21 protein-coding genes are annotated in these 20,671 nt (G+C 41.8%); 10 read left to right on the plus strand and 11 right to left on the minus strand.

The annotated features are described in order from the left end of the window. The first annotated feature begins 2 nt into the window (after nucleotides 1–2). Genes hypC through PGX00_RS00955 form a run of 5 tightly spaced genes read left to right on the plus strand, consistent with a single transcriptional unit; the run spans nucleotide 3 to nucleotide 4,976 of the window. Nucleotides 3–290 carry a HypC/HybG/HupF family hydrogenase formation chaperone gene (gene hypC, locus PGX00_RS00935; protein ID WP_272132088.1) on the plus strand — a complete coding sequence of 96 codons (288 nt, stop codon included), beginning with the start codon at nucleotides 3–5 and terminating at the stop codon, nucleotides 288–290. Beyond that, entirely contained in the window at nucleotides 290–1,399 is a 1,110-nt protein-coding gene (gene hypD, locus PGX00_RS00940; RefSeq protein ID WP_272132089.1) for a hydrogenase formation protein HypD, read from the plus strand. Before hypC ends, hypD begins: the two co-directional genes overlap by 1 nt. 49 nt (nucleotides 1,400–1,448) lie before the next feature. Continuing rightward, the gene (hypE, locus tag PGX00_RS00945) at nucleotides 1,449–2,462 is read left to right on the plus strand and encodes a hydrogenase expression/formation protein HypE (RefSeq protein WP_272132091.1); all 1,014 of its coding nucleotides are present in this window, start codon (nucleotides 1,449–1,451) and stop codon (nucleotides 2,460–2,462) included. Nucleotides 2,463–2,469: 7 nt separating this feature from the next. Further along, on the plus strand, nucleotides 2,470–4,734 hold the full coding sequence (gene hypF, locus PGX00_RS00950; RefSeq protein WP_272132093.1) for a carbamoyltransferase HypF: 2,265 nt from the start codon (nucleotides 2,470–2,472) through the stop codon (nucleotides 4,732–4,734). A gap of 44 nt (nucleotides 4,735–4,778) precedes the next feature. Then, on the plus strand, nucleotides 4,779–4,976 hold the full coding sequence (locus tag PGX00_RS00955) for a hypothetical protein (protein ID WP_272132094.1): 198 nt from the start codon (nucleotides 4,779–4,781) through the stop codon (nucleotides 4,974–4,976). An 81-nt stretch (nucleotides 4,977–5,057) separates the two neighbouring features. On the opposite strand, the gene oxyR is transcribed toward PGX00_RS00955, so the two are convergent. Next, entirely contained in the window at nucleotides 5,058–5,942 is an 885-nt protein-coding gene (gene oxyR, locus PGX00_RS00960) for a DNA-binding transcriptional regulator OxyR (protein WP_272132097.1), read from the minus strand. 171 nt (nucleotides 5,943–6,113) lie between these two features. Between oxyR and PGX00_RS00965 the strand changes: the two genes are divergently transcribed. Both PGX00_RS00965 and PGX00_RS00970 read left to right on the plus strand, forming a co-directional pair. Then, nucleotides 6,114–6,842: a glutathione peroxidase gene (locus PGX00_RS00965; RefSeq protein ID WP_272132100.1), complete on the plus strand. Its 729-nt coding sequence runs from the start codon at nucleotides 6,114–6,116 to the stop codon at nucleotides 6,840–6,842. Between the two features lie 129 nt (nucleotides 6,843–6,971). Then, nucleotides 6,972–8,321, plus strand: a complete 1,350-nt coding sequence (locus PGX00_RS00970; protein WP_272132102.1) for an MATE family efflux transporter — start codon at nucleotides 6,972–6,974, stop codon at nucleotides 8,319–8,321. Nucleotides 8,322–8,386: 65 nt separating this feature from the next. Here the strand turns inward: PGX00_RS00970 and cysE are convergent, their stop codons facing one another. The 4 genes from cysE to PGX00_RS00990 form a co-directional block, all read right to left on the minus strand. After that, nucleotides 8,387–9,208 (minus strand): serine O-acetyltransferase, encoded by an 822-nt coding sequence (gene cysE / locus PGX00_RS00975; RefSeq protein WP_272132104.1) that lies wholly within the window; start codon nucleotides 9,206–9,208, stop codon nucleotides 8,387–8,389. Between the two features lie 2 nt (nucleotides 9,209–9,210). Continuing rightward, nucleotides 9,211–10,245, minus strand: coding sequence for an NAD(P)H-dependent glycerol-3-phosphate dehydrogenase (gene gpsA / locus PGX00_RS00980; protein ID WP_272132106.1), 1,035 nt, complete (start codon nucleotides 10,243–10,245; stop codon nucleotides 9,211–9,213). 116 nt (nucleotides 10,246–10,361) lie between these two features. Beyond that, the gene (secB, locus tag PGX00_RS00985) at nucleotides 10,362–10,832 is read right to left on the minus strand and encodes a protein-export chaperone SecB (protein ID WP_272132108.1); all 471 of its coding nucleotides are present in this window, start codon (nucleotides 10,830–10,832) and stop codon (nucleotides 10,362–10,364) included. A gap of 219 nt (nucleotides 10,833–11,051) precedes the next feature. Continuing rightward, on the minus strand, nucleotides 11,052–11,486 hold the full coding sequence (locus PGX00_RS00990; RefSeq protein ID WP_272132109.1) for a rhodanese-like domain-containing protein: 435 nt from the start codon (nucleotides 11,484–11,486) through the stop codon (nucleotides 11,052–11,054). 374 nt (nucleotides 11,487–11,860) lie between these two features. Between PGX00_RS00990 and gpmM the strand changes: the two genes are divergently transcribed. From gpmM to PGX00_RS01005, 3 genes are all read left to right on the plus strand, one after another. After that, complete coding sequence (gene gpmM, locus PGX00_RS00995; RefSeq protein ID WP_272132111.1) at nucleotides 11,861–13,390, plus strand: 2,3-bisphosphoglycerate-independent phosphoglycerate mutase; 1,530 nt, start codon at nucleotides 11,861–11,863, stop codon at nucleotides 13,388–13,390. A 250-nt stretch (nucleotides 13,391–13,640) separates the two neighbouring features. Next, on the plus strand, nucleotides 13,641–14,792 hold the full coding sequence (locus PGX00_RS01000) for a murein hydrolase activator EnvC family protein (protein WP_272132112.1): 1,152 nt from the start codon (nucleotides 13,641–13,643) through the stop codon (nucleotides 14,790–14,792). Nucleotides 14,793–15,030: 238 nt separating this feature from the next. After that, nucleotides 15,031–16,395 carry a phosphohexomutase domain-containing protein gene (locus PGX00_RS01005; protein WP_272137877.1) on the plus strand — a complete coding sequence of 455 codons (1,365 nt, stop codon included), beginning with the start codon at nucleotides 15,031–15,033 and terminating at the stop codon, nucleotides 16,393–16,395. Nucleotides 16,396–16,463: 68 nt separating this feature from the next. Here PGX00_RS01005 and PGX00_RS01010 read toward each other — a convergent pair whose 3' ends face one another. The 6 genes from PGX00_RS01010 to PGX00_RS01035 form a co-directional block, all read right to left on the minus strand. Further along, nucleotides 16,464–17,426, minus strand: coding sequence for a DHH family phosphoesterase (locus PGX00_RS01010; protein WP_272132114.1), 963 nt, complete (start codon nucleotides 17,424–17,426; stop codon nucleotides 16,464–16,466). Nucleotides 17,427–17,433: 7 nt separating this feature from the next. Continuing rightward, a complete protein-coding gene (locus tag PGX00_RS01015) occupies nucleotides 17,434–18,069 on the minus strand; it encodes a TetR/AcrR family transcriptional regulator (protein WP_272132116.1) in 636 nt (211 codons plus the stop codon). 122 nt (nucleotides 18,070–18,191) lie between these two features. Further along, a complete protein-coding gene (locus PGX00_RS01020) occupies nucleotides 18,192–18,476 on the minus strand; it encodes a type II toxin-antitoxin system RelE/ParE family toxin (RefSeq protein WP_272132118.1) in 285 nt (94 codons plus the stop codon). After that, nucleotides 18,469–18,711 carry a type II toxin-antitoxin system ParD family antitoxin gene (locus tag PGX00_RS01025; RefSeq protein ID WP_272132119.1) on the minus strand — a complete coding sequence of 81 codons (243 nt, stop codon included), beginning with the start codon at nucleotides 18,709–18,711 and terminating at the stop codon, nucleotides 18,469–18,471. The genes PGX00_RS01020 and PGX00_RS01025 overlap by 8 nt, the downstream gene beginning before the upstream one ends. Before the next feature lie 113 nt (nucleotides 18,712–18,824). After that, nucleotides 18,825–19,106: a type II toxin-antitoxin system RelB/DinJ family antitoxin gene (locus PGX00_RS01030; RefSeq protein ID WP_272132120.1), complete on the minus strand. Its 282-nt coding sequence runs from the start codon at nucleotides 19,104–19,106 to the stop codon at nucleotides 18,825–18,827. 180 nt (nucleotides 19,107–19,286) lie between these two features. Then, entirely contained in the window at nucleotides 19,287–20,615 is a 1,329-nt protein-coding gene (locus PGX00_RS01035; RefSeq protein ID WP_272132121.1) for an MBL fold metallo-hydrolase RNA specificity domain-containing protein, read from the minus strand. Nucleotides 20,616–20,671 lie beyond the last annotated feature (56 nt).

A 20,671-nucleotide genomic window follows, 5' to 3' on the forward strand; every position in this document is an offset into this window, starting at 1 on the left:
GTATGTGCCTTGGAATACCCGGAAAAATAGTTGAGATAACAGATGTCGAAAGCATGCTCGCGAATGTTGAGGTTAGCGGAATCAAGCGAGAGATAAATATCGCCTGTATCATCGAAACGACAGTTGAAGACCTAGTAGGAAAGTGGACGTTGGTACATGTGGGCTTTGCCATGTGCATCATAGATGAAGTTCAAGCAAAAGAGACACTATTAGCGTTAGAAACAATGCAAGCCCTAGACCATGAAGTCAATGATTTTAGTGCTGTTGGACAAGCGGTAGGAGATAAATAATGGAGTATGTAGACGAATTTAGAGATCCTACGCTTGCAAAAGCGATCATCAAAAACATTAATACCGAATTAGAAGCAATAGCAGAAAACAAAAAACCATTACAAATCATGGAAGTGTGCGGCGGACATACTCATACCTTGTTTAAATTTGGGCTGATTCAATTAATATCCAAAGATATCGAATTTGTACATGGTCCTGGCTGCCCAGTCTGTGTTCTGCCTAAATCTCGATTGGACCAATGTATTGCCATCGCCGCAATAGAAGATACTATTTTATGTACCTTTGGCGATGCGATGCGGGTTCCCGGGTCAAACGGTTCTTTATTAGATGCAAGAGCGCGAGGTAGTGATGTCAGAGTTGTCTACTCACCGATGGATGCGTTACTGCTAGCAGAGAAAAACCCAGACAAGCAAGTCGTGTTCTTCGGTTTAGGCTTCGAAACCACCATGCCCGCAACCGCCATGACCATACTGCAAGCCCAAAAACGGCAGATTAAAAATTTTAAGCTCTTCTGTCAGCACATTACTTTAATGCCAACATTAGAAGCACTACTAAACCAAGACGATGTCCGTATAGATGGTTTCTTATTACCTGGTCATCTTTCCATGATTATAGGTACCAAACCTTATCAACCACTTGTCGATACCCACCGTAAGCCTTCCGTTGTCACAGGGTTTGAACCACTGGATATGTTACAAGCCTTACTGATGTTAGTGACTCAGTTAAAAGAAAAACGGTGCGAAATTGAGAATCAGTATTCACGAGTCGTCGCCGATAAAGGCAACACCAATGCGCTCGATGCCATGGAACAAGTATTTGAAACCAAAGACACAAGTGAATGGCGTGGGCTAGGGTTGATAGAGCGATCTGGTATTCGTATCTCTGACGCCTATGCAGAATTTGATGCTGAGCTTTATTTCAAACCAGAAACACATTCGGCTCAAGACCCTGAAGGCAGTCGTTGTGGCGATATCCTTGCAGGCCGATGTAAACCAACAGATTGCCCTCTATTTGGAAAAGCTTGCATACCTGAAAATGCCATAGGCGCACTAATGGTTTCGTCTGAGGGAGCTTGTGCAGCTTATTACAACTATCGTTCAAATCAATAAATGAAAGCCGTTGCCAGCCAGCAAAGGATAGCCACGGTAAGGAAATACGATGACAGACAGAATTACACTTGCCCATGGAAGTGGTGGCAAGGCGATGCAAAAATTAATAGAAGAGATGTTTATAAAGTACTTTTCTAACGCTACGCTCGTTCAGCAAGAAGACCAAGCAAGGCTACCACTATCGCTGTTTAATATTACAGGCGAGACGCTTGCTTATTCAACAGACTCATTTGTTGTCGACCCAATCTTCTTTCCAGGAGGAGATATTGGCAAACTGGCCGTTTATGGCACCGCCAATGATGTGGCGATGAGTGGTGCGAAACCACTTTTTCTATCTAGCGCCTTTATTTTGGAAGAAGGGCTATTGCTTTCCGACTTAGAAAAAATAGTCGCGTCAATGGCAAAGGCCGCTTCAGAGGCCGACATTAAAATCGTTACTGGTGATACAAAAGTGGTTCCTAAGGGAGCAGCGGACAAACTGTTTATTAACACCAGCGGTCTAGGCGCTATTCCAACGCAGATACACTGGGGTGCAGACAAGATTCAAGCGGGAGATAAGATCATCGTTTCAGGCACATTAGGAGACCATGGAGCAACGATATTAAACTTGCGAGAAGACCTAGGTTTAGAAGGACAGTTAACCAGTGATTGTCAGCACCTTTATCCTCTTGTTGAAGCCCTACTTCCTATTAGTGGCGTGCGCTGCTTAAGGGATGCTACCCGTGGTGGCGTTAACGCGGTAATGCACGAATTTATGTCGAGTTCCGGTTGCGGTTTTGAACTTGATGAAGATGCCCTTCCGTTAACGCCAGCAGTCCGAGGAATTTGTGAATTACTTGGATTAGACGCAATTAATTTTGCAAATGAAGGGAAACTAGTCGCCATCGTCGCCGAGCAAGACGCAGAGCAAGCACTTCAAGCAATGAAACAGACTGCCGGAGGCAAAGAAGCCGCAATTATTGGTTACGCTAACACCGCCAATCAAATTACCATTAAAAACCCTTTCGGTGGTAGCCGCTGGCTTGACTTGCCCAACAGCGAACCAATGCCACGAATTTGTTGAGGAATATATGAACGGTATCGAGCTTAGAGTAAAAGGCAAAGTACAGGGGGTCGGCTTTAGACCCTTTGTGTGGCAACTCGCTCACCGTTTAAGGTTAAAGGGAGAGGTATTGAATGATGGACAAGGCGTACTCATCTGCTTTGCCAAACATGGCAATATCAATGTGTTTAAACAACAATTAGTTAGTGAACTACCACCACTTGCACATATAGACGAATTAAAAATCCGAGATATCCACTGGGATACTCTGCCTGATGGTTTTTCAATTATTAAGTCAAAGGCCACCAACATAGATACCCAAGTAGTTCCAGACGCAGCGACCTGCCCAGAGTGCTTAGATGAACTGCTTAACAACCGGGATCGTCGCTATCATTATCCGTTTATCAACTGCACTCATTGCGGGCCTCGTTTTACCATTATTAAGCAATTGCCCTACGATAGGCCAAAAACGGTAATGGCTGACTTTCCAATGTGTCAAAATTGCAGTAAAGAATACCAAAGCCCCGCTGATAGGCGCTATCACGCTCAGCCGGTGGCATGCCCACACTGCGGACCTTTAGCTCAAGCGGTACTCCCAGACGGTACAATAAGCTCTGAAAACTGGTTCGATATTGCAATCACCGCCTTGGCTCAAGGAAAAATTATCGCCATTAAATCCGTTGGTGGATTCCATTTAGCTTGTGACGCCACTAATACGAAAGCGATTCAAACTCTGCGAGATCGAAAGCACCGCCAACACAAACCATTCGCCATAATGGTCAGTAACTCAAAAACCGTTCACAGCCTTGCCAAAATGAACGAATATGAGGAAAAAACACTAGAAAGCAGTGCCGCTCCTATTGTGCTACTCAAACGTAAAAGACCATACAGCTTAGCGGACAACGTAGCACCTCATCTCAATGAGATAGGGATTATGTTGCCTTCTAATCCAGTCCAGCACATGATATCCAACCACTTCAAAAATCCTGTAGTGATGACTTCGGGCAATTGTACTGGTCTTCCTCCTACGTTAGAAAACGCTCAAGCAATGCAAGAGCTTAAAGGCATTGCAGACCTTTTTATTCTACACAACCGAAGCATCGTTCAACGTTGTGATGACTCATTAGTTAGAGTTGATAAAAACGGCCAACAAGAGACCTTACGTCGATCTCGTGGGTTTGTACCAGACGCAATAACATTGCCAAACGGCTTTCCTCTTGCAGATGGTTATCTCGCTTATGGTGGCGACTTGAAAAGCGCTTTTGCGATAGGAAAGAGTAATCAGATCATAGTAGGCCAATACCTTGGTGACCTCGCTAATATAGAAACTCAAACCCAATACAAAAAGGCAATTGCACACTTTACCGCGCTATATGAAATTAAAACGATTCATCACATTGCCGACTTGCATCCGGGTTATTTCAGCCATCAATTCGCCCAATCTCAACAAGGAAGTCCTATTTTTGTCCAACACCACCACGCCCATGTCGCAAGTTGTTTAGTCGAGAACCAATGGACTCCCGACAGCGGAAAAGTGCTTGCGTTAACGATGGACGGTATCGGTTTTGGTGGTGATGGCACAATGTGGGGGGCAGAGTTACTAATTGCAGACTATAAAAACTATCAACGCATCGGCGGTATTCCCGCAATTGACTTAGTAGGTGGTGACAAAGCGGCTAAAGAACCATGGCGTTCACTGTATGCACATTTAAAGGCGTTCTACCCACAAATAAACGGCAATTTAATCTCTGATGTGTTTAAGAGAAAGCCGATATCACTACTAGAAAGATCAATGGAAAAAGGAATTAACTGCCATAGTATTCGATCAGCAGGACGATTATTTGACGCTGTTGCCGCTTCTCTTGGCATCGCTTTCGATAGCAGCGAATATGAAGGCTTACCCGCCTGCCAACTGGAAGCTCTAGCTCAAAACTGCTCAACACAAGCCAATATAACGCCTATCGAAATTGCCCAACATCACTTGGAATTGGATCTAACCACTTTCTGGAAGCCATTTTTGGAATACGAGGGTAGCCGTGAAGAAAAAGCATATCTATTCCACCTATCTTTAGCGAGCGCATTGGCAAAAATAGTAACTATAGCGCAACAACAGCATAAAGATATCAACCACTTAGTGCTTACTGGTGGCGTATTCCATAATGCGCTTTTAACTCAACTTTTAAAAAAAGCCCTAAACGACAAAATAACCCTTTTACTACACACGAAATTTTCATGTGGTGATGGCGGATTGGCATTAGGTCAAATGGCTATCGCTTTAATGAAAGAAAAATAAACTGTTTCTATCGTACATAGAATAAATAAAAACAAGGACAAAAAATGAAAACTTTATTACCTGCACTACTTCTTTTCCCAAATATTGTAATGGCACACACAGGCAATGCACACTCTCACCCAGAAGAACTCACTGGGGGAATCATTCTGTTGGTTGCCGCCGCAGGTGCTTACTATCTCTGGAAAAAAACAAATAACGAGGCATCAAACGGGAACGAGAGAAAACGTAAGTATTGGATCTAGAGCGATCTATTTTTTGCTACTTGTTAGCACTTCAATACCTAAGATTTAAGTAGGCAAAATAAGACGCTCTAGATTTCACACTTACCCCAAGTAACTCGAAATAGACTTCGCCAGCTCCTCGAACCTGCTGCGCAATGGCGAACCGGGACGATAGGCGAGTACTATTTGACGCGACGGGACAGGATCTATCGCTCTTAAATATCGAACACCATCTTGAAGTTTGTTATCTGGTACAGACAGCTCTGGCAACAATGTGATACCTCCACCAGCCGCAACCATGTTTCGAAGGGTTTCTAAACTCGTCGCTTTAAAACGTTCATCATCTTTCGCGCCAGCAGCAAAACAAAAACCTAACGCTTGGTCTCTCAAACAGTGCCCATCACCTAATGACAATACGGTACGACCATTAAGTTTTTGCATATCGAGTTCTTCTTTATCTGCCCATTCATGTCCACAAGGAACGGCGACATAAAGAGGTTCGTCATAGAGATCCAACTCTTTAAACGGTTCCGTTTCTGCAACAGAAGCTAAGACCAAACAATCTAACTGCCCTTCTTCTAATTGACGCACTAACTGATGTGTTTGAGCCTCATGTAAGTAAAGCTCTAAACCGGGGAACTCATCTTTTAATTTAGGCACAATTTTGGGCATTAAATAAGGACCAACGGTAGGAATAAAACCAATGTGCAGTGGCCCACTCATCTCGTTCCCCTGCAAACTTGCCATATCGACAAAGGTTTTCACTTCGCTGATAATTTTTTTAGCCTGATCAACCAATTGCAAACCAGATTCAGTAAATAAAACCCGACGACTGCTTCTTTCTAGTAGAGTGGTTCCCAACTCGTCTTCTAATTTACGAATTTGCCCACTAAGCGTCGGTTGGCTCACAAAACAAGCTTCTGCCGCTTTACGAAAATGTTTATGTTCAGCTAAAGCTACAAGGTACTCAAAGTCTCGAATGTTCATCATTCACCTAACATAGAAAATAACTATTGTTAATATAATATCAAATGATTATAACTATCAAATTAAATATCTGATAATAATTCTAACGAAACGGAAATTTCTCCGCTTAGCAAAAAATAATTCAGTCAAATATGGCTTTAAACTCAATATTAAAATTCAAGGAACATCATAATGCTAACTTCTAAAGAAGGCCAAAACGTACCACAAGTTACTTTCCCTGCTCGTCAAGGTGACGCTTGGATTAACATAACGACAGATGAGCTTTTCAAAGACAAAACCGTGATTGTATTCAGCCTCCCGGGTGCATTTACTCCAACGTGCTCTTCAAGCCATCTGCCGCGTTATAACGAATTGTACACAGTATTTAAAGATCACGGTGTTGATAATATTCTGTGTGTTTCCGTAAACGATACATTTGTTATGAATGCATGGAAAGATGACCAAGAAGCAGACAACATTACTTTCATTCCAGATGGTAACGGTGACTTCACTGACGGCATGGGTATGTTGGTCGACAAAAGCGAGATTGGATTTGGCAAGCGTTCATGGCGTTACAGTATGCTAGTAAAGAATGGTGTTGTGGAAAAAATGTTCATCGAGCCAAATGAACCAGGCGACCCGTTTAAAGTTTCTGACGCCGATACAATGCTGAAGTACGTTGCTCCTGAGTACAAAACCCAAGAATCTATCACTGTATTTACTAAGCCTGGCTGCCCATTCTGTTCGAAAGCAAAGCAAAACCTAAAAGAAAAAGGCCTTCAATTTGAAGAGGTTGTACTTGGTAAAGATGCCACTACCGTTACATTACGTGCAATTACAGGCCAGACTTCTGTGCCTCAAGTATACATTGGTGGTAAGCACATTGGTGGAAGTGAAGACCTAGAAGCCTATTTGGGTTAATCCACTAACGAGAGCGAGGCGGACGCCTCGCCCCTTAACCTCTAACCTCACACTCTCACACTCTCGCACTCTCGCACCCAGCAGTAAAAACAGGTATTCTAGCTATCCAATTCCCTTTATGAATAGCGCATGCAAGATAAGCACGGTCTATTAACCGCACCGATATCTCAAGTTCTTCGAAACATGACCGTACCAATGGTGTTCGGTATGGTCGCGATCTTGATGTTTAACGTTGTTGATACCTTTTTTATCTCACTACTTGGTACAGATGCGCTCGCGGCAATCAGCTTTACTTTTCCTGTCACTTTCGGGGTGAATTGTATAACGATGGGAATAGGAATAGGCATCTCAACAAACATTGCGAGATTGTTAGGACAGGGCGAAAACAAACATGCTGCCCACTTTACCTCTCACGGTTTACTACTGGCTATTTTACTTATTTCAGTTGCCTCTCTCTTCGGTTTATTTACCATCGATCCACTATTTGGCTTTTTAGGTGCTGAAGATAAACTCATTCCGCTAATCAAAGACTACATGTTGATTTGGTATGTCACGATACCTCTTCTTGTTATCCCAATGGCGGGAAACAGTGCAATTAGAGCTACAGGGGATACCAAAACCCCCGCCAAAATTATGATTCTTGCTGGTGCCATCAACGGAATTTTAGACCCACTTTTAATCTTTGGTTATGGGCCTTTTCCTGAATTAGGTATTCAAGGTGCGGCAATCGCTAGCGGCATCAGTTGGTTTGGTGCTTTGATCTGTTCACTCTACCTCCTGATAAAACGAGAAAAGCTGCTCAGCTTCCCCAATTTTTCTTATATCGTGACCGACTGGAAACAGGTATTAAAAATAGGCACCCCTGCTGGCATATCGACTGCGATGACACCTATTTCTGGTGCTATTCTTATGATGTTATTGGCTTCCCACGGTACTGCTGCTGTTGCCGCTTATGGGGCTGCGCAACGTATTGAATCATTACTACTTTTAGTGGTCATGTCTTTAACCTCTGCTCTTACCCCTTTTATGGCGCAAAATTTAGGAGCAGAAAATCATGAACGCAGCTTCAAAGCTATGTTTCTGTCCATGCGCTTTTCAATCGTTTTCCAACTCATTATCTTTGTCATGATGGTGCCATTAAGCATTCCAATTTCTGCTCTGTTCGGTAGAGAAGAAGCCGTTAGCGATCTCATTTGGCTTTATCTTATCATTGTGCCTTTTAGCTACGGATTCCAAGGCATCATTATGCTGTTAGTCAGCGGATTAAACGCCATGCATCAACCTCTTCAGGCCTTTTACTGGAGCTTTATGAGGTTATTTGTGTTTACCCTTCCAGCCGCTTGGATAGGAAGTTATTTATATGACATTCAAGGGCTGTTTGTTGGAATAGCATTAGGAAATATTGTTGGGGGGATATTCGGGTATTTTTATGCGCTGAGATTACGACGTGAAGTGTTGACTTTGAATCTTGAGTCTTGAGTTTTGAATCTAGAATTGTTCACTTTGTGGATGAAGCGCTCAATAACCAGAGCGCTTTCAGTAAACTAAATGCCTGCACCATCAATGTAACTATTCGCTTTACCATTAAAGGCTTGGTCCATATCTTCAGAAGGTTTATCCGTGGTTGGTCTGCCGACTATTTTTGCAGGTACACCCGCGACCGTTGTATGCTCCGGTACAGCTTGAAGCACAACAGAACCAGAGCCAATTTTTGCTCCTCTTCCCACTTCAATATTGCCTAAAATTTTAGAACCAGCACCAATCATAACGCCTTCACGAATTTTCGGATGTCGATCGCCACCTTCTTTACCCGTACCACCTAGTGTTACGTTTTGCAGAATAGAAACATCGTTTTCAACCACCGCTGTTTCACCAATCACAATTCCCGTTGCGTGATCGAGCATGATACCTTTGCCAATTTGAGCCGCTGGATGGGCATCTACTTGACAGGCAACTGAGATTTGGTTTTGTAAATAAGTCGCCAAAGCATAACGCCCTTGCTTCCACAGATAATTAGCAACGCGATAACCTTGCAAGGCATGGAAGCCTTTTAGGTAGAGCAAAGGAATGGAATATAAGCTAACCGCAGGGTCTCGGCTTACTGTGGCACAGATATCCGCTGCGGCTGATTCTGTAATTACAGGGTCTGCCGCCAACGCTTTTTCAACCACTTCTCTCACCGCCATTGCAGGCATCGAAGCCGTTTTAAATTTGTTGGCAAGGATATAACTCAAGGCGGCACAAAGACTGTCATGATTAATAATGGTTGCATGATAAAAGCTCGCCAACATTGGCTCTTGTTCCGCCTGTTCTCGCGCTTCCTTTACAATCGTCTGCCATACATTACTTGGCTTACACTGTTCCATAATTACCCTTCCGCTTTCTTATCTCGAGCTAATAGGTCTTGAGCTGCTAATCGAGCATCTTTATTTTGATATAGTACTTGATATATTTGGTCAACTATTGGCATTTCAACACCCATTCTTTGCGAAAGCAACCAAACTTCCTTGGTGTTTCTATACCCTTCTACAACTTGGCCAATTTCATCTTGTGCGGTATCCACATCTTTTCCTTGCCCTAATGCGAGACCAAATCGGCGGTTTCGAGATTGATTATCGGTACACGTAAGCACTAAATCACCCAAACCAGCCATTCCCATAAAGGTTTCTTGCTGAGCACCCAACGCTGCGCCTAAACGCGTCATTTCTGCTAGACCACGAGTAATCAAAGCCGTACGGGCGTTAGCGCCAAAACCAATGCCATCAGACATTCCTGCCCCAATCGCAATGACATTTTTCACTGCACCGCCAAGCTGCATACCGATAAAGTCATTATTCGCATACACTCGAAAGGTTTTACTACAGTGTATTTTTTCTTGCAACTGCTCAACAAATTCAGCATCCGGTGAGGCGACAGAAATAGCAGTAGGCATGCCAGCCGCTAGTTCTTTAGCAAAGGTGGGGCCAGACAAAACAGCAAGAGAATAGCTATCTCCGATAATATCGTGTGCAACTTCTTGAAGTAATCGACCCGTTTCTGGCTCTAAACCCTTAGTAGCCCAGCAGATACGAGACTCTTTTCGCAAATAAGGTTTAAGGCTTTTAAGTACAATGCCAAATACATGACTAGGCACAACAACGAGAAGATCTCTACTCGCTTGGACAGCTTTTTCTAAATCAGATTCAACAATCAAGGTGTCAGGAAATTCAATACCAGGCAAAAACTCTTGGTTGGCTCTATCATTTTCAAGACGTTGCATATGTTCTGCTTCATGTCCCCACAAAACGACATTATCGCCATTTCGAGCTAATGAAATAGCGAGTGATGACCCATACGACCCCGCACCAATCACCGTCATTGCAATCTCTTTTCCATAGGCATTATGAGTGTTAGCCATGTGCATATTCCCTGTCTGTATTGCTGTACTTATTAATTAGCTTAAGAAAAAAATGCACAAGCGGAAAGCTTTGTGCATTTTTAAATTTCTAAACGTTCTACTTTTCGTGAAAGATAAATATCTTACGCGTCAGCTTGCGTTTCTTCTGCTTGAGCTTGATTTTGTAGGTAGTTCATAAACAAAGCATCGAAGTTTACAGGTGCTAGGTTTAATTGTGGGAATGTACCTTTAACCACTAGGCTAGAAATCGTTTCACGTGCGTATGGGAAAAGGATATTAGGGCAGAAAGCACCTAGGCAATGTGCTAGTTGTCCTGCTTCCATTTTCTCAGCAGTGAAGATACCACCTTGTTGAACTTCACAAAGGAAACCTGTTTCTTCTTCATTTTTAACAGTGACTGTTAAACGAAGAACAACTTCATATACGCCTTCACCAAGCTCACGGCTTTGAGTATCAAGATCAAGCTTAACGTCTGGATTCCACTCTTTTTGAAAGATAGTTGGAGAGTTAGGCGCTTCAAAAGAGAGATCTTTTAAGAAGATACGTTGAATAGTAAAGTTCTGTTGGTTTTCTTGAGGTGCTGCTTCAGCCATTTTGTTTTCCTTAATGCTTTAATCTTTTTTCAAAGAATACTGTATATCCATTGATAGGACGAAAATTGAGAATGCACTGAGATTAACTGAGCAAATCTACAAAAACTAGATGGACAACTTATTACGTGCTCGTTATCACATCTAACTCAGCAAAGTGCTCTAAAACTAGCCAGCTCTATCAATCTAGCCAGCGCCGCACGTCTACCCAGTGCTATAAAATTATTTTTTACCGCGAACAAGTGGCATTTTTGCTTCGGTCCAAGACAGAATGCCGCCTTTCAAAAGGTTCACATTCTCGTAACCCGCTTTCGCTAGCAGATTTGCACTCTCGACTGCCGTATGGCCACTTTTGCATACCAATGTAATTGGGCTCTGTTTGTATTTTTCAAGGTTTGGAACCGTTCCTGATTTAATTTCAGTCGGTAAAATGTGAACTGCGCCGGTAATGTGGCCTTGTTTGAATTCATCCTTAGTACGGATATCAACAACGACACCTTCATCTCTATTAATAAATTGAGTTAACTGCGCAGGCGATACTTCTTTGTATTTAGCCGTCGATGTTTTATAGATATTCAAAATAAGCGCCACAACGATACCAACAAAAGCCATAGCCAGCAGCATGTTGCCCTGTACAAAATCAATATATTCTTGCATTTCTAATACTCTTACGAATTGTGGGCTTTGCCCTGATTACAAATTTAAAGCGTGAGTATAACGAGGATAAGGGTTATAGGCGAGAGCCGATCGCAATTCATCGGTATAAATGGGAATACGATCTTTGATTTTGCAATACGACCTATCAAATCAATAGTAAGAATCCATTATCTTTACTGCGAATAGTTCGCAACAATAGCCTTAAAGATAAGTAATGCACTACACTTACTATTATCAAAAAACGAATACTGTAAGCAAGCAACAACATATACCGATCATTATTTGATCTTAAGCTACAGTTTTAGGCTAAAAGTGTAGTAAAGTTACGCTAATTTATTTTCTAAAATTACTTTGAATTTGACGAGGTCATAACTATGTCTGCTAAGAAGCCAATGGCTCTAGTGATTCTTGACGGTTGGGGTTACCGTGAAGACAACGCAAGCAATGCAATCAATAATGCAAATACACCTTTTATGGATGGCCTGTTTGCTAACCAACCGAATACACTTATCTCGGCTTCTGGTCTAGATGTTGGCCTTCCTGATGGTCAAATGGGCAACTCTGAAGTTGGTCATACCAACATTGGTGCTGGCCGTGTGGTTTATCAAGACCTTACACGTATCACGAAGTCTATTGCTGACGGTGAGTTCCAACACAACGAAACCCTTGTTACCGCTATCGATAAAGCAGTAAAAACTGGCAACGCTGTACACGTTATGGGGCTAATGTCTCCAGGTGGTGTTCATAGCCATGAAGACCATATCTACGCAGCTGTAAAAATGGCAGCAGAGCGTGGTGCTGAAAAAGTTTACCTACACTGCTTCTTAGATGGACGTGATACGCCACCACGTAGCGCTGAAAAATCACTTCAACGCTTCCAAGATCTTTTTGCTGAACTTGGCAAGGGTCGTGTTGCTTCGCTAGTCGGTCGATACTATGCAATGGACCGTGACAACAACTGGGATCGCGTAGAAAAAGCTTACGATTTGCTAACTGAAGCTAAATCAGAGTTTACTTACGACTCTGCTGTTGAAGGCCTTCAAGCGGCTTATGCTCGTGACGAGAACGACGAATTTGTTAAACCAACAGAATTAAAAGCAGAAGGCGAAGCGTCTGCGGCTATTGAAGATGGCGATGCTGTTATCTTTATGAACTACCGTGCTGACCGTGCTCGTGAAATTACGCGTACATTTGTACCAGCGTTTGAAGGCTTTAAGCGCAACAAATTCCCTGCTGTTGATTTTGTTATGTTAACTCAATACGCAGCCGACATCCCACTGCTTTGTGCATTCCCACCAGCATCACTAGAAAACACCTATGGCGAGTGGTTATCTAAAGCAGGTAAAACTCAGCTACGTATTTCTGAAACAGAAAAATACGCACACGTGACTTTCTTCTTCAACGGTGGTGTTGAAAATGAATTTGAAGGCGAAGAGCGTAGCCTAGTCGCTTCTCCAAAAGTAGCCACTTATGATCTACAACCAGAAATGAGCTCTGAAGAGTTAACGGCAAAACTGGTTGCAGCAATCAAGTCAGGCAAATACGACAATATCATCTGTAACTACCCTAACCCAGACATGGTTGGTCACACAGGTGTTTATGAAGCGGCAGAAAAAGCAATCGAAGCGATTGATGGCTGTGTTGCTCAAGTTGTTGCTGCTATTAAAGAAGTCGATGGCCAACTGCTTATTACAGCAGACCACGGCAACGCAGAAATGATGGTAGACCCAGAAACTGGTGGCACTCACACTGCGCACACCAACCTACCCGTTCCACTTATCTATGTTGGTAGCAAAGATGTTACGTTTAAGGAAGGCGGTAAACTGTCTGACTTGGCGCCAACAATGCTTAAACTAACAGATATGGAAATTCCTGCTGAAATGAGCGGTGAAGTTTTAGTTTAATTTAATTTGAGCGTTCACGTTTCTAGAAAATAGAAGCTTGAACGCTCACTTTTACTCATTGCTTAAATCTGGAACACTCACTTTGTTCGTGTCAAGAATCTAGACTCAAGAAGCAGAAGGCGTTCCGCTTCTCTCGTCATCTCGTTCCACCTTTTCTCGTTCCATATTCCCGCTATCCCTCTTCCCCTTCTAACCATTTGAAGTATACTACTCAACACTCGTGCTTTCTTTTCAAGAAGATAATCTTCGAATGACTCAACAAACATATAACATCGAATCCAATACTTTGGACTGGCCTTGCTGGACTTGTTATCTGTTGTGCCTAATTGGCATCGTTTTCGCCCCTTCAAGTTTTGCGAGCCAAGACGAGCTGAAAGGGGTTTCTAGTGAAATTTCTCGCCAAAAAAATGCGGTTACTTCCCAACAGAAAGAATTAAATAAACTGCAAAAATCGCTGAAAGAACAAGAACTCTCGATTTCCTCTTTAGGGAGTGATATTAAGAAAACGCAAAGCCTGCTAAAACAAGCCAATCAAAATCTGGCGCAATTCAACAAGCAAAAAGCCACCCTTGAACAAACGAAACAAGAACAGCAAAGCACGCTAGAAGAGCTGATTAAAACTTACTACATCACCAAAAGAAACAATGATGTAAGCGCTATTTTGAATCAGGGAAAAAATGACGAGCAAGATAGAATCAGTCAATACTTTCAGCATTTAGCCAAAGCCCGAACAGAAACCATTAAGGCCTTAGATGTTACCAGCAAGCAACTGGATGAAAAAAATGCCCAACTGTTAAAAGAACAACAACAGATAAAAGCCCTCTTGGCACAAAAAACCAAGAAAAGAGACGCTCTCACCGCTTCACAAAACCAACGAAAAAAAACCGTTGGTAAGATAAGAAGTAACATTTCAAACGATAAAAACTACCTTTCAGAACTGCAACGAAACGAAACTCGCTTAAAGTCTGAAATCGCAAAAGCCGCGAAACGCACCACAGTTCCAATGGATGGAATAGCCAAACAAAAAGGCAAACTACCATGGCCACTCAAAGGCCGTATTCTCCATAGTTATGGTACAAAGCAAAGTGGTCAGATTAACTGGAAAGGGTTGGTTATAGACGCAAAATACGAACAGCCTGTAAAAGCTGTTTATTCGGGCACAGTGGTATTTGCCGAATATTTACGAGGTTATGGCTTAGTGGTACTGCTAGATCACGGTAAAGGCGATATGACTCTGTACGGATACAATCAAACACTGCTTAAAGTTGAAGGAGATAAAGTGAAAGCGGGTGAAACCATCGCTCTTGCTGGAGATACCGGTGGACAATCACAAGCCTCTTTATACTTTGAAATACGCCGAAACAGCAAAACCCAAAATCCTAAAAGTTGGCTAGTGAGATAATCGAACCATAGACAAGCTCCTACCTAAGTCCCTTATAATGTCATTCTATCTAACTGTTCAGCAATTTAGCGGTAGTGGAGCAGATAACAAAGGACAAGGATGCCCTTTGTTAAGCGTACATGGACGTCTTGAGCGGTCTGTGGAAGTACCTCTATATTGGTCAATAACATAACTAGTTTAATACAATACTAAGCACAATAATTTAAAATTACGACGATCGAGAATCAAAATGAATAGCATTGAAAATCTAACTTGCTTTAAAGCCTATGATATTAGAGGAAAATTAGGCGAACAACTGAATGAAGATATTGCCTATAGAATTGGTCGCGCTTTTGGACAACTTCTAAAGCCTAAAACTGTTGTCGTTGGTGGGGATGTAAGACTGACATCTGAAGCGTTAAAATTAGCCATTGCGAATGGCTTACAAGATGCGGGAACCGATGTAATTGATATTGGTATGACAGGCACCGAAGAGATCTATTTTGCCACTAGTCACCTAAACGTAGATGGTGGTGTTGAAGTCACCGCCAGCCACAACCCTATTGACTATAACGGTATGAAGTTAGTTCGAGAAGAGTCAAAACCGATCAGTGGTGATAGTGGGCTCAACGATATTAGGGATCTTGCTCAAAGTGGTGCGTTTATAGATGTTGCTCAACGTGGCAGCTACAGTAAAAAGTCTGTTTTGTCGGCGTATATTGACCATTTATTAACGTACATTTCTCCTGAAAACTTCCGTCCAATGAAGCTGGTAGTAAACTCAGGTAATGGCGCTGCAGGACATGTGGTTGATGCGATAGAAGAGCAATTCAAAAAACTTAACGTACCTGTTGAGTTCATAAAAGTACATCATGAAGCTGATGGCACTTTCCCAAATGGCATCCCTAATCCTATTTTACAAGAAAACCGTGAAGATACGGCCAATGCGGTAAAGAAACATAAAGCGGATATGGGTATTGCTTGGGATGGTGATTTCGACCGTTGCTTCTTATTTGACGAAAAAGGCAACTTTGTTGAAGGTTATTATATCGTTGGTATGTTAGCCGAAGCCTTCTTGAAAAAGAATTCAGATGCAAAAATCATCCATGACCCTCGTGTTTACTGGAATACTGTAGAAATTGCCAACTCCGAAGGTGGCACGCCTATCATGACGAAATCTGGCCACGCGTTTATAAAAGAAAGAATGCGTCAAGAAGATGCCGTTTATGGTGGTGAAATGAGCGCCCATCACTACTTCCGCGACTTTGCTTACTGCGATAGCGGTATGATCCCTTGGTTGCTCGTTGCTGAACTATTATGCGTGAACAACAAAACGCTTTCCGAAGCGCTTAACGAACGAATTCAATCATTTCCTGTATCTGGTGAAATTAACTCACGCATCGAAAATCCAAAAGTTGCTATTCAAAGAGTTAGAGATGCCTACGAATCAAGTGCTCTTTTAGTCGATGAGACTGATGGACTAAATTTTGAATACGAAGACTGGCGCTTCAACCTTCGATCATCAAATACAGAGCCTGTAGTCCGCTTAAACGTTGAATCTAAAGGTGATGTAGCATTGATGGAGAAAAAGACACAAGAGCTACTTGCGATATTGAGGGCTTAATTTAAAAGTGAGCGAGTTAAAAGCGAGCGCCTTCGCTTCTGGAGCGCTCACTACGTTCGATTCTAGACTCAAGCCTGTAGATAATAATCGTCTACTTTATTAATAAAATCAGCTAGCTCTGTGTTTGGTAAAGCATTAATACCTGCAGCAGCTTCTCGCCCTCCCCCTGTCGCAAATTGGCCACATATCTCACTGGCACCCTGCTTATTATTCAAAGGGGCTCTTAACGAAACCGTATAAGTGTTGTCACCATTTTGTGTCAGCACAGCATGGGCTGAGTTCGGGTTATCATTTGCTAACCAATTACCATAAACGCCACTAATTCGCCTTGAAGCCGCACTATTGGGCAATTCAAAAACCCTTAAAGAATCGCTCTTATGCATAGGTATAATGGCCAATGCTTTATCCATATCTTCCTGATACGATTTTTGCAGTTTATAAAATGGCGACTCGTTATCTGCAATAACATCAAAGGGTGAAGGGTAAGCAAGCAAGGCTTTATACAGCTCAGCTGGGTGGAAATGTAAATCTTCTATTTTTGCGCCATATCCATTGTAATTAATTAACGTACCGAGCTCTTTTAATGCACTTTTTTGTTCTGTATTTAAAGAAGCTTTATCGACAAGTTCATCGGCTTTTGCAATAAGGTTATCGCCATATGCCGCGGTAATAGCCCAAAGATGAAATTGTCCATCTAACAGATTATCAATGATCAAAGCGGTACAGGTATTAGCATCTAAGTCGATATGAGCTTCTAGATTTTCATGCGTAGGAATGTCACCCGATTGATGATGGTCCACATAAAAAACAGTGGCCCCTTTATTTAAAACAGCGTCTAAACCTTTGATGTTTTTCGCCATAGAAACATCCAGAACGGTCACATGATCTTGTGTCTCTGCCTCAATTTTTTCAACAAGGTTTATATCTCTTTTAACGCCAGTGATTAACCTTGACGGTATTGGATTTGCTAATCGAAGTTGTAACAAAGCGATGATGCCATCAGCATCACCATTAAAGATATCGTAATTCATAGTTTTCCTAGTTGTTCATCGCTTTTATGCCATCTTCAAGAAGCTGAATTTGCTCCCTTCCCATTGGCGTGGTGTGCGGCTTAACGATAGCTATCATCTGCAAGACACCTTGATGAATGATTTTTTCGGTAATGTCGGTTCTTGGGGACATGGCAGAACGATAACCAAGCCAACTGGATGCCACAAGGTGAAGAGTGGTAACAAGGGACTTAGCCTCTTCTTGATCAACCTTTAATAACTGAAGGTCAATAAACCCATTAAAGATAGCTTCAAGGTTTTTGCGTAGCTTTTCTTGAACGCTAAGATAACGCTCATGTAACACTTCATCTCGCTGTAAAATTTCGGGCAAATTTGCATAGAAAAACCGATATTTCCACATAAGCGTGAAGATAGAGTCCAAATAGCGTTTAAGCAAAACCAAGCTTTCTTCTTGTGATTCTACTGGAGCAAAACGCTCTAATAGTTCGGTGGAATAGCACTCAAATATATCCCGAACAATCTCTTGTTTATTTCTAAAGTGGTAGTACAGATTACCTGGGCTGATTTCAATATGGGCCGCTATGTGGTTGGTCGTGATATTTCTTTCACCGTTATCGTTAAATAGATCGAGACTAGCTAAAACAATTCTTTCTCTGGTTTTCATTCTTATTATCCATTGTGCTAACTATTGCATTACGCTAATTAAAACAAGTATAAGCAGAAATTATTGATTCTTAAAGGGGGAAGAGGTTTGACTGGATTTGATCGCGGCAATTATAAGGGGGTTTATAAATGTGAACGAGAGTCCATTTGATGGTGCAATATTCTAATTACAAAAATGTGAGTGAGTCTAATTCGGTAAAAAATAGCATGCTTTGAAATATCAAACCTTCTAATACCTGCCTTCAAATGCGAGCAATCTCGACCTAAATATGGTGAAAAACCAAGAGAACTCAAGCACGACTCCATTTCAAATGTGTACTGCTCTGCTTGTTGCTCTCCAAAGTTATTCAGCGTGTATTGATAAATGTCACTAAAGTCTTGTACTGCTTTAAGTGACAATTTATACATTGCGCTTAGCCTTAATCATCGCTGCAATTTCTGTCACTGTTAACTCAGACTCCCCACTTAAATCACCAACATCAATGGCATTGCGAAGTGATTTGGTTTCGTATTCTTGCTGTTCCAATAACCTTAAAGCACTTCTTACAACTTCACTTGTCGAACCATAACGACCACTCTTAATCATTTCTTCGATAAATCCAATTAAGGATTCTCCTAACGTTACACTTGTTGTTCTGCCCATTCTCACACCTGTGTTATTTATTCACACAGCGTAAGTATATATTATGCGACCAAAACCTCATAAATTAATAACAAGTTAATACGTTTGAGTTGTGAACATGGGTAATCCGATAGTCATAGAACCTCATCTCTAATTTTGTTTTTTCTTTCTTCCATTATTATTTCTGCTTCCTTGTGATAATGGAACTTAGCCTCTCCTCTTTCGTACTTATCAAACGCTGCATTAATTTGACTGGTAAGCCATGAATCATGGTCTTCAAACTGACGCTGCTCCCTAGCTAAATCTTCTGCTAATTTTCGACATACATCACTTAATGTACCGCCTTTTCTTTCTATGGCCTTTTGCGCTAGTGACTTTATTTCTTCATTTATTCTGAATTGTACTCTAGTGTCCATTTTTACAACCTTAACGATTTCAATGTCATTACGTTTGTTGGTACGCCGTAATAGTAAAGGCAAGAATCTAGAGTCTTGAACACTTGTTTTGCTCATTTCTTGAATCTTGAATCTTGAATCTAGAATCTAGAAGCGAACACAGTGAGCGCTCCAGAAGCCGAAGGCGATCGCTTTAAATAATCAAACCACAGAATAATCTTTAGCCACCAGTTCATTAGCAAAGGTTAATTGTGCGTCAAATTCACCATGGATAAGGTGTATTTCTTGCGGTTTCACTTCTATTTCGTCTACAAACGCGTGTAAATCTCTATTATCAGCATGGGCTGAGTACCCTGACATAGTATGAATTTGTGCTTTTACCTCTATTTCGTCACCATCAATCCAAACTCTCTCTGGTCGCGATTGTAATGTTTGACCTAAAGTTCCTTTCGCTTGATACCCTGCAAAAACAATATCGGTGCGCTTATCGGATAACAACGCTTTGAGATAACCAACTATTCGTCCACCTTCACACATACCCGATGCGGCAACCACAATGGCAGGCTCACCTGATGAAGCTAAACGATTAACTAAGCGTTGATGTGATGGGTAGTTATCAATTTGAATACACTGTTTAAACGCAAGTGGATGTCTCCCCTGTGAAATTTTTTGTTTCGCTTCTTTGCCCCATAGTTTTTTGAAACGTCGATAGGATTTAGTGACCTTTTGAGCCATCGGAGAATCTAAAATAATAGGAATATCCGCTTCTAGTTCTGATTGGTAAATGAGTTGCTCAATATCAAAAAGTAACTCTTGAGTTCGACCAACACTGAAAGCAGGAATCAGGATGGTGCCACCGTCTCGCAAAGAGCGAGTAATTATTTCCTTAAGTCTGGACGAGCGACTTTTTACATCCTCATGGCAGCGATTACCATAGGTGGATTCGATAAACAGATAATCAGCTCTTTGAGGTGATATAGGATCCGGTAATAATGGGGTGTTGCTTGCTCCCAAGTCACCTGTAAAAACCACGATACTGTCGTCCGATAGTTTTATTTCTACATAGGCTGAGCCTAAAATATGGCCTGCGGGGTTTAGTCTTATATAACAGTAATCTTTTGACACTCCATCTTTGGCAGAAACTCGTTGCCAACGCCCATAATCAATCGTCTTAATTCGCCTTTTTACTAACGCTAAAATCGACTCTCTATTGCTTCTTTTCATACCTAACTGAAGCTTTAAACCGTCGTCCAACATCAATGGCATCAGTTCTGCTGTTGCTGCAGTGCAATAAATTGGCCCAGAATAGCCAGCCGCCAATAACCAAGGCAAGCGGCCAATGTGATCGATATGAGCATGAGTAATAATGAGCGTGCTGATTTGATGAACAGGAAAACGAATGGCTAAAGGCTTAACATCCTCGCCTTGAAACTGACCACAATCAATTAATACGCTTCGCTTTGGGCTATAAAAAAGTTCATGGCAAGAACCGGTAACAGTGTCTTTGCCACCATGATGAATGACCTTCATAGAACTCTCCTGATTTATGCATCAAAAGAACGATAAATGAAGTAGCGGATAGAATG

This window comes from Vibrio algarum (assembly GCF_028204155.1).
Classification (GTDB): Bacteria; Pseudomonadota; Gammaproteobacteria; order Enterobacterales; family Vibrionaceae; genus Vibrio; species Vibrio algarum.

Bases quoted from the DNA above. Each gene is read 5' to 3' on its own strand.
- hypC (WP_272132088.1), top strand. From the start codon at position 3: ATGTGCCTTGGAATACCCGGAAAAATAGTTGAGATAACAGATGTCGAA.
- hypD (WP_272132089.1), top strand. From the start codon at position 290: ATGGAGTATGTAGACGAATTTAGAGATCCTACGCTTGCAAAAGCGATC.
- hypE (WP_272132091.1), top strand. From the start codon at position 1,449: ATGACAGACAGAATTACACTTGCCCATGGAAGTGGTGGCAAGGCGATG.
- hypF (WP_272132093.1), top strand. From the start codon at position 2,470: ATGAACGGTATCGAGCTTAGAGTAAAAGGCAAAGTACAGGGGGTCGGC.
- PGX00_RS00955 (WP_272132094.1), top strand. From the start codon at position 4,779: ATGAAAACTTTATTACCTGCACTACTTCTTTTCCCAAATATTGTAATG.
- oxyR (WP_272132097.1), bottom strand. From the start codon at position 5,942: ATGAACATTCGAGACTTTGAGTACCTTGTAGCTTTAGCTGAACATAAA.
- PGX00_RS00965 (WP_272132100.1), top strand. From the start codon at position 6,114: ATGCTAACTTCTAAAGAAGGCCAAAACGTACCACAAGTTACTTTCCCT.
- PGX00_RS00970 (WP_272132102.1), top strand. From the start codon at position 6,972: ATGCAAGATAAGCACGGTCTATTAACCGCACCGATATCTCAAGTTCTT.
- cysE (WP_272132104.1), bottom strand. From the start codon at position 9,208: ATGGAACAGTGTAAGCCAAGTAATGTATGGCAGACGATTGTAAAGGAA.
- gpsA (WP_272132106.1), bottom strand. From the start codon at position 10,245: ATGCACATGGCTAACACTCATAATGCCTATGGAAAAGAGATTGCAATG.
- secB (WP_272132108.1), bottom strand. From the start codon at position 10,832: ATGGCTGAAGCAGCACCTCAAGAAAACCAACAGAACTTTACTATTCAA.
- PGX00_RS00990 (WP_272132109.1), bottom strand. From the start codon at position 11,486: ATGCAAGAATATATTGATTTTGTACAGGGCAACATGCTGCTGGCTATG.
- gpmM (WP_272132111.1), top strand. From the start codon at position 11,861: ATGTCTGCTAAGAAGCCAATGGCTCTAGTGATTCTTGACGGTTGGGGT.
- PGX00_RS01000 (WP_272132112.1), top strand. From the start codon at position 13,641: ATGACTCAACAAACATATAACATCGAATCCAATACTTTGGACTGGCCT.
- PGX00_RS01010 (WP_272132114.1), bottom strand. From the start codon at position 17,426: ATGAATTACGATATCTTTAATGGTGATGCTGATGGCATCATCGCTTTG.
- PGX00_RS01015 (WP_272132116.1), bottom strand. From the start codon at position 18,069: ATGAAAACCAGAGAAAGAATTGTTTTAGCTAGTCTCGATCTATTTAAC.
- PGX00_RS01020 (WP_272132118.1), bottom strand. From the start codon at position 18,476: ATGTATAAATTGTCACTTAAAGCAGTACAAGACTTTAGTGACATTTAT.
- PGX00_RS01025 (WP_272132119.1), bottom strand. From the start codon at position 18,711: ATGGGCAGAACAACAAGTGTAACGTTAGGAGAATCCTTAATTGGATTT.
- PGX00_RS01030 (WP_272132120.1), bottom strand. From the start codon at position 19,106: ATGGACACTAGAGTACAATTCAGAATAAATGAAGAAATAAAGTCACTA.
- PGX00_RS01035 (WP_272132121.1), bottom strand. From the start codon at position 20,615: ATGAAGGTCATTCATCATGGTGGCAAAGACACTGTTACCGGTTCTTGC.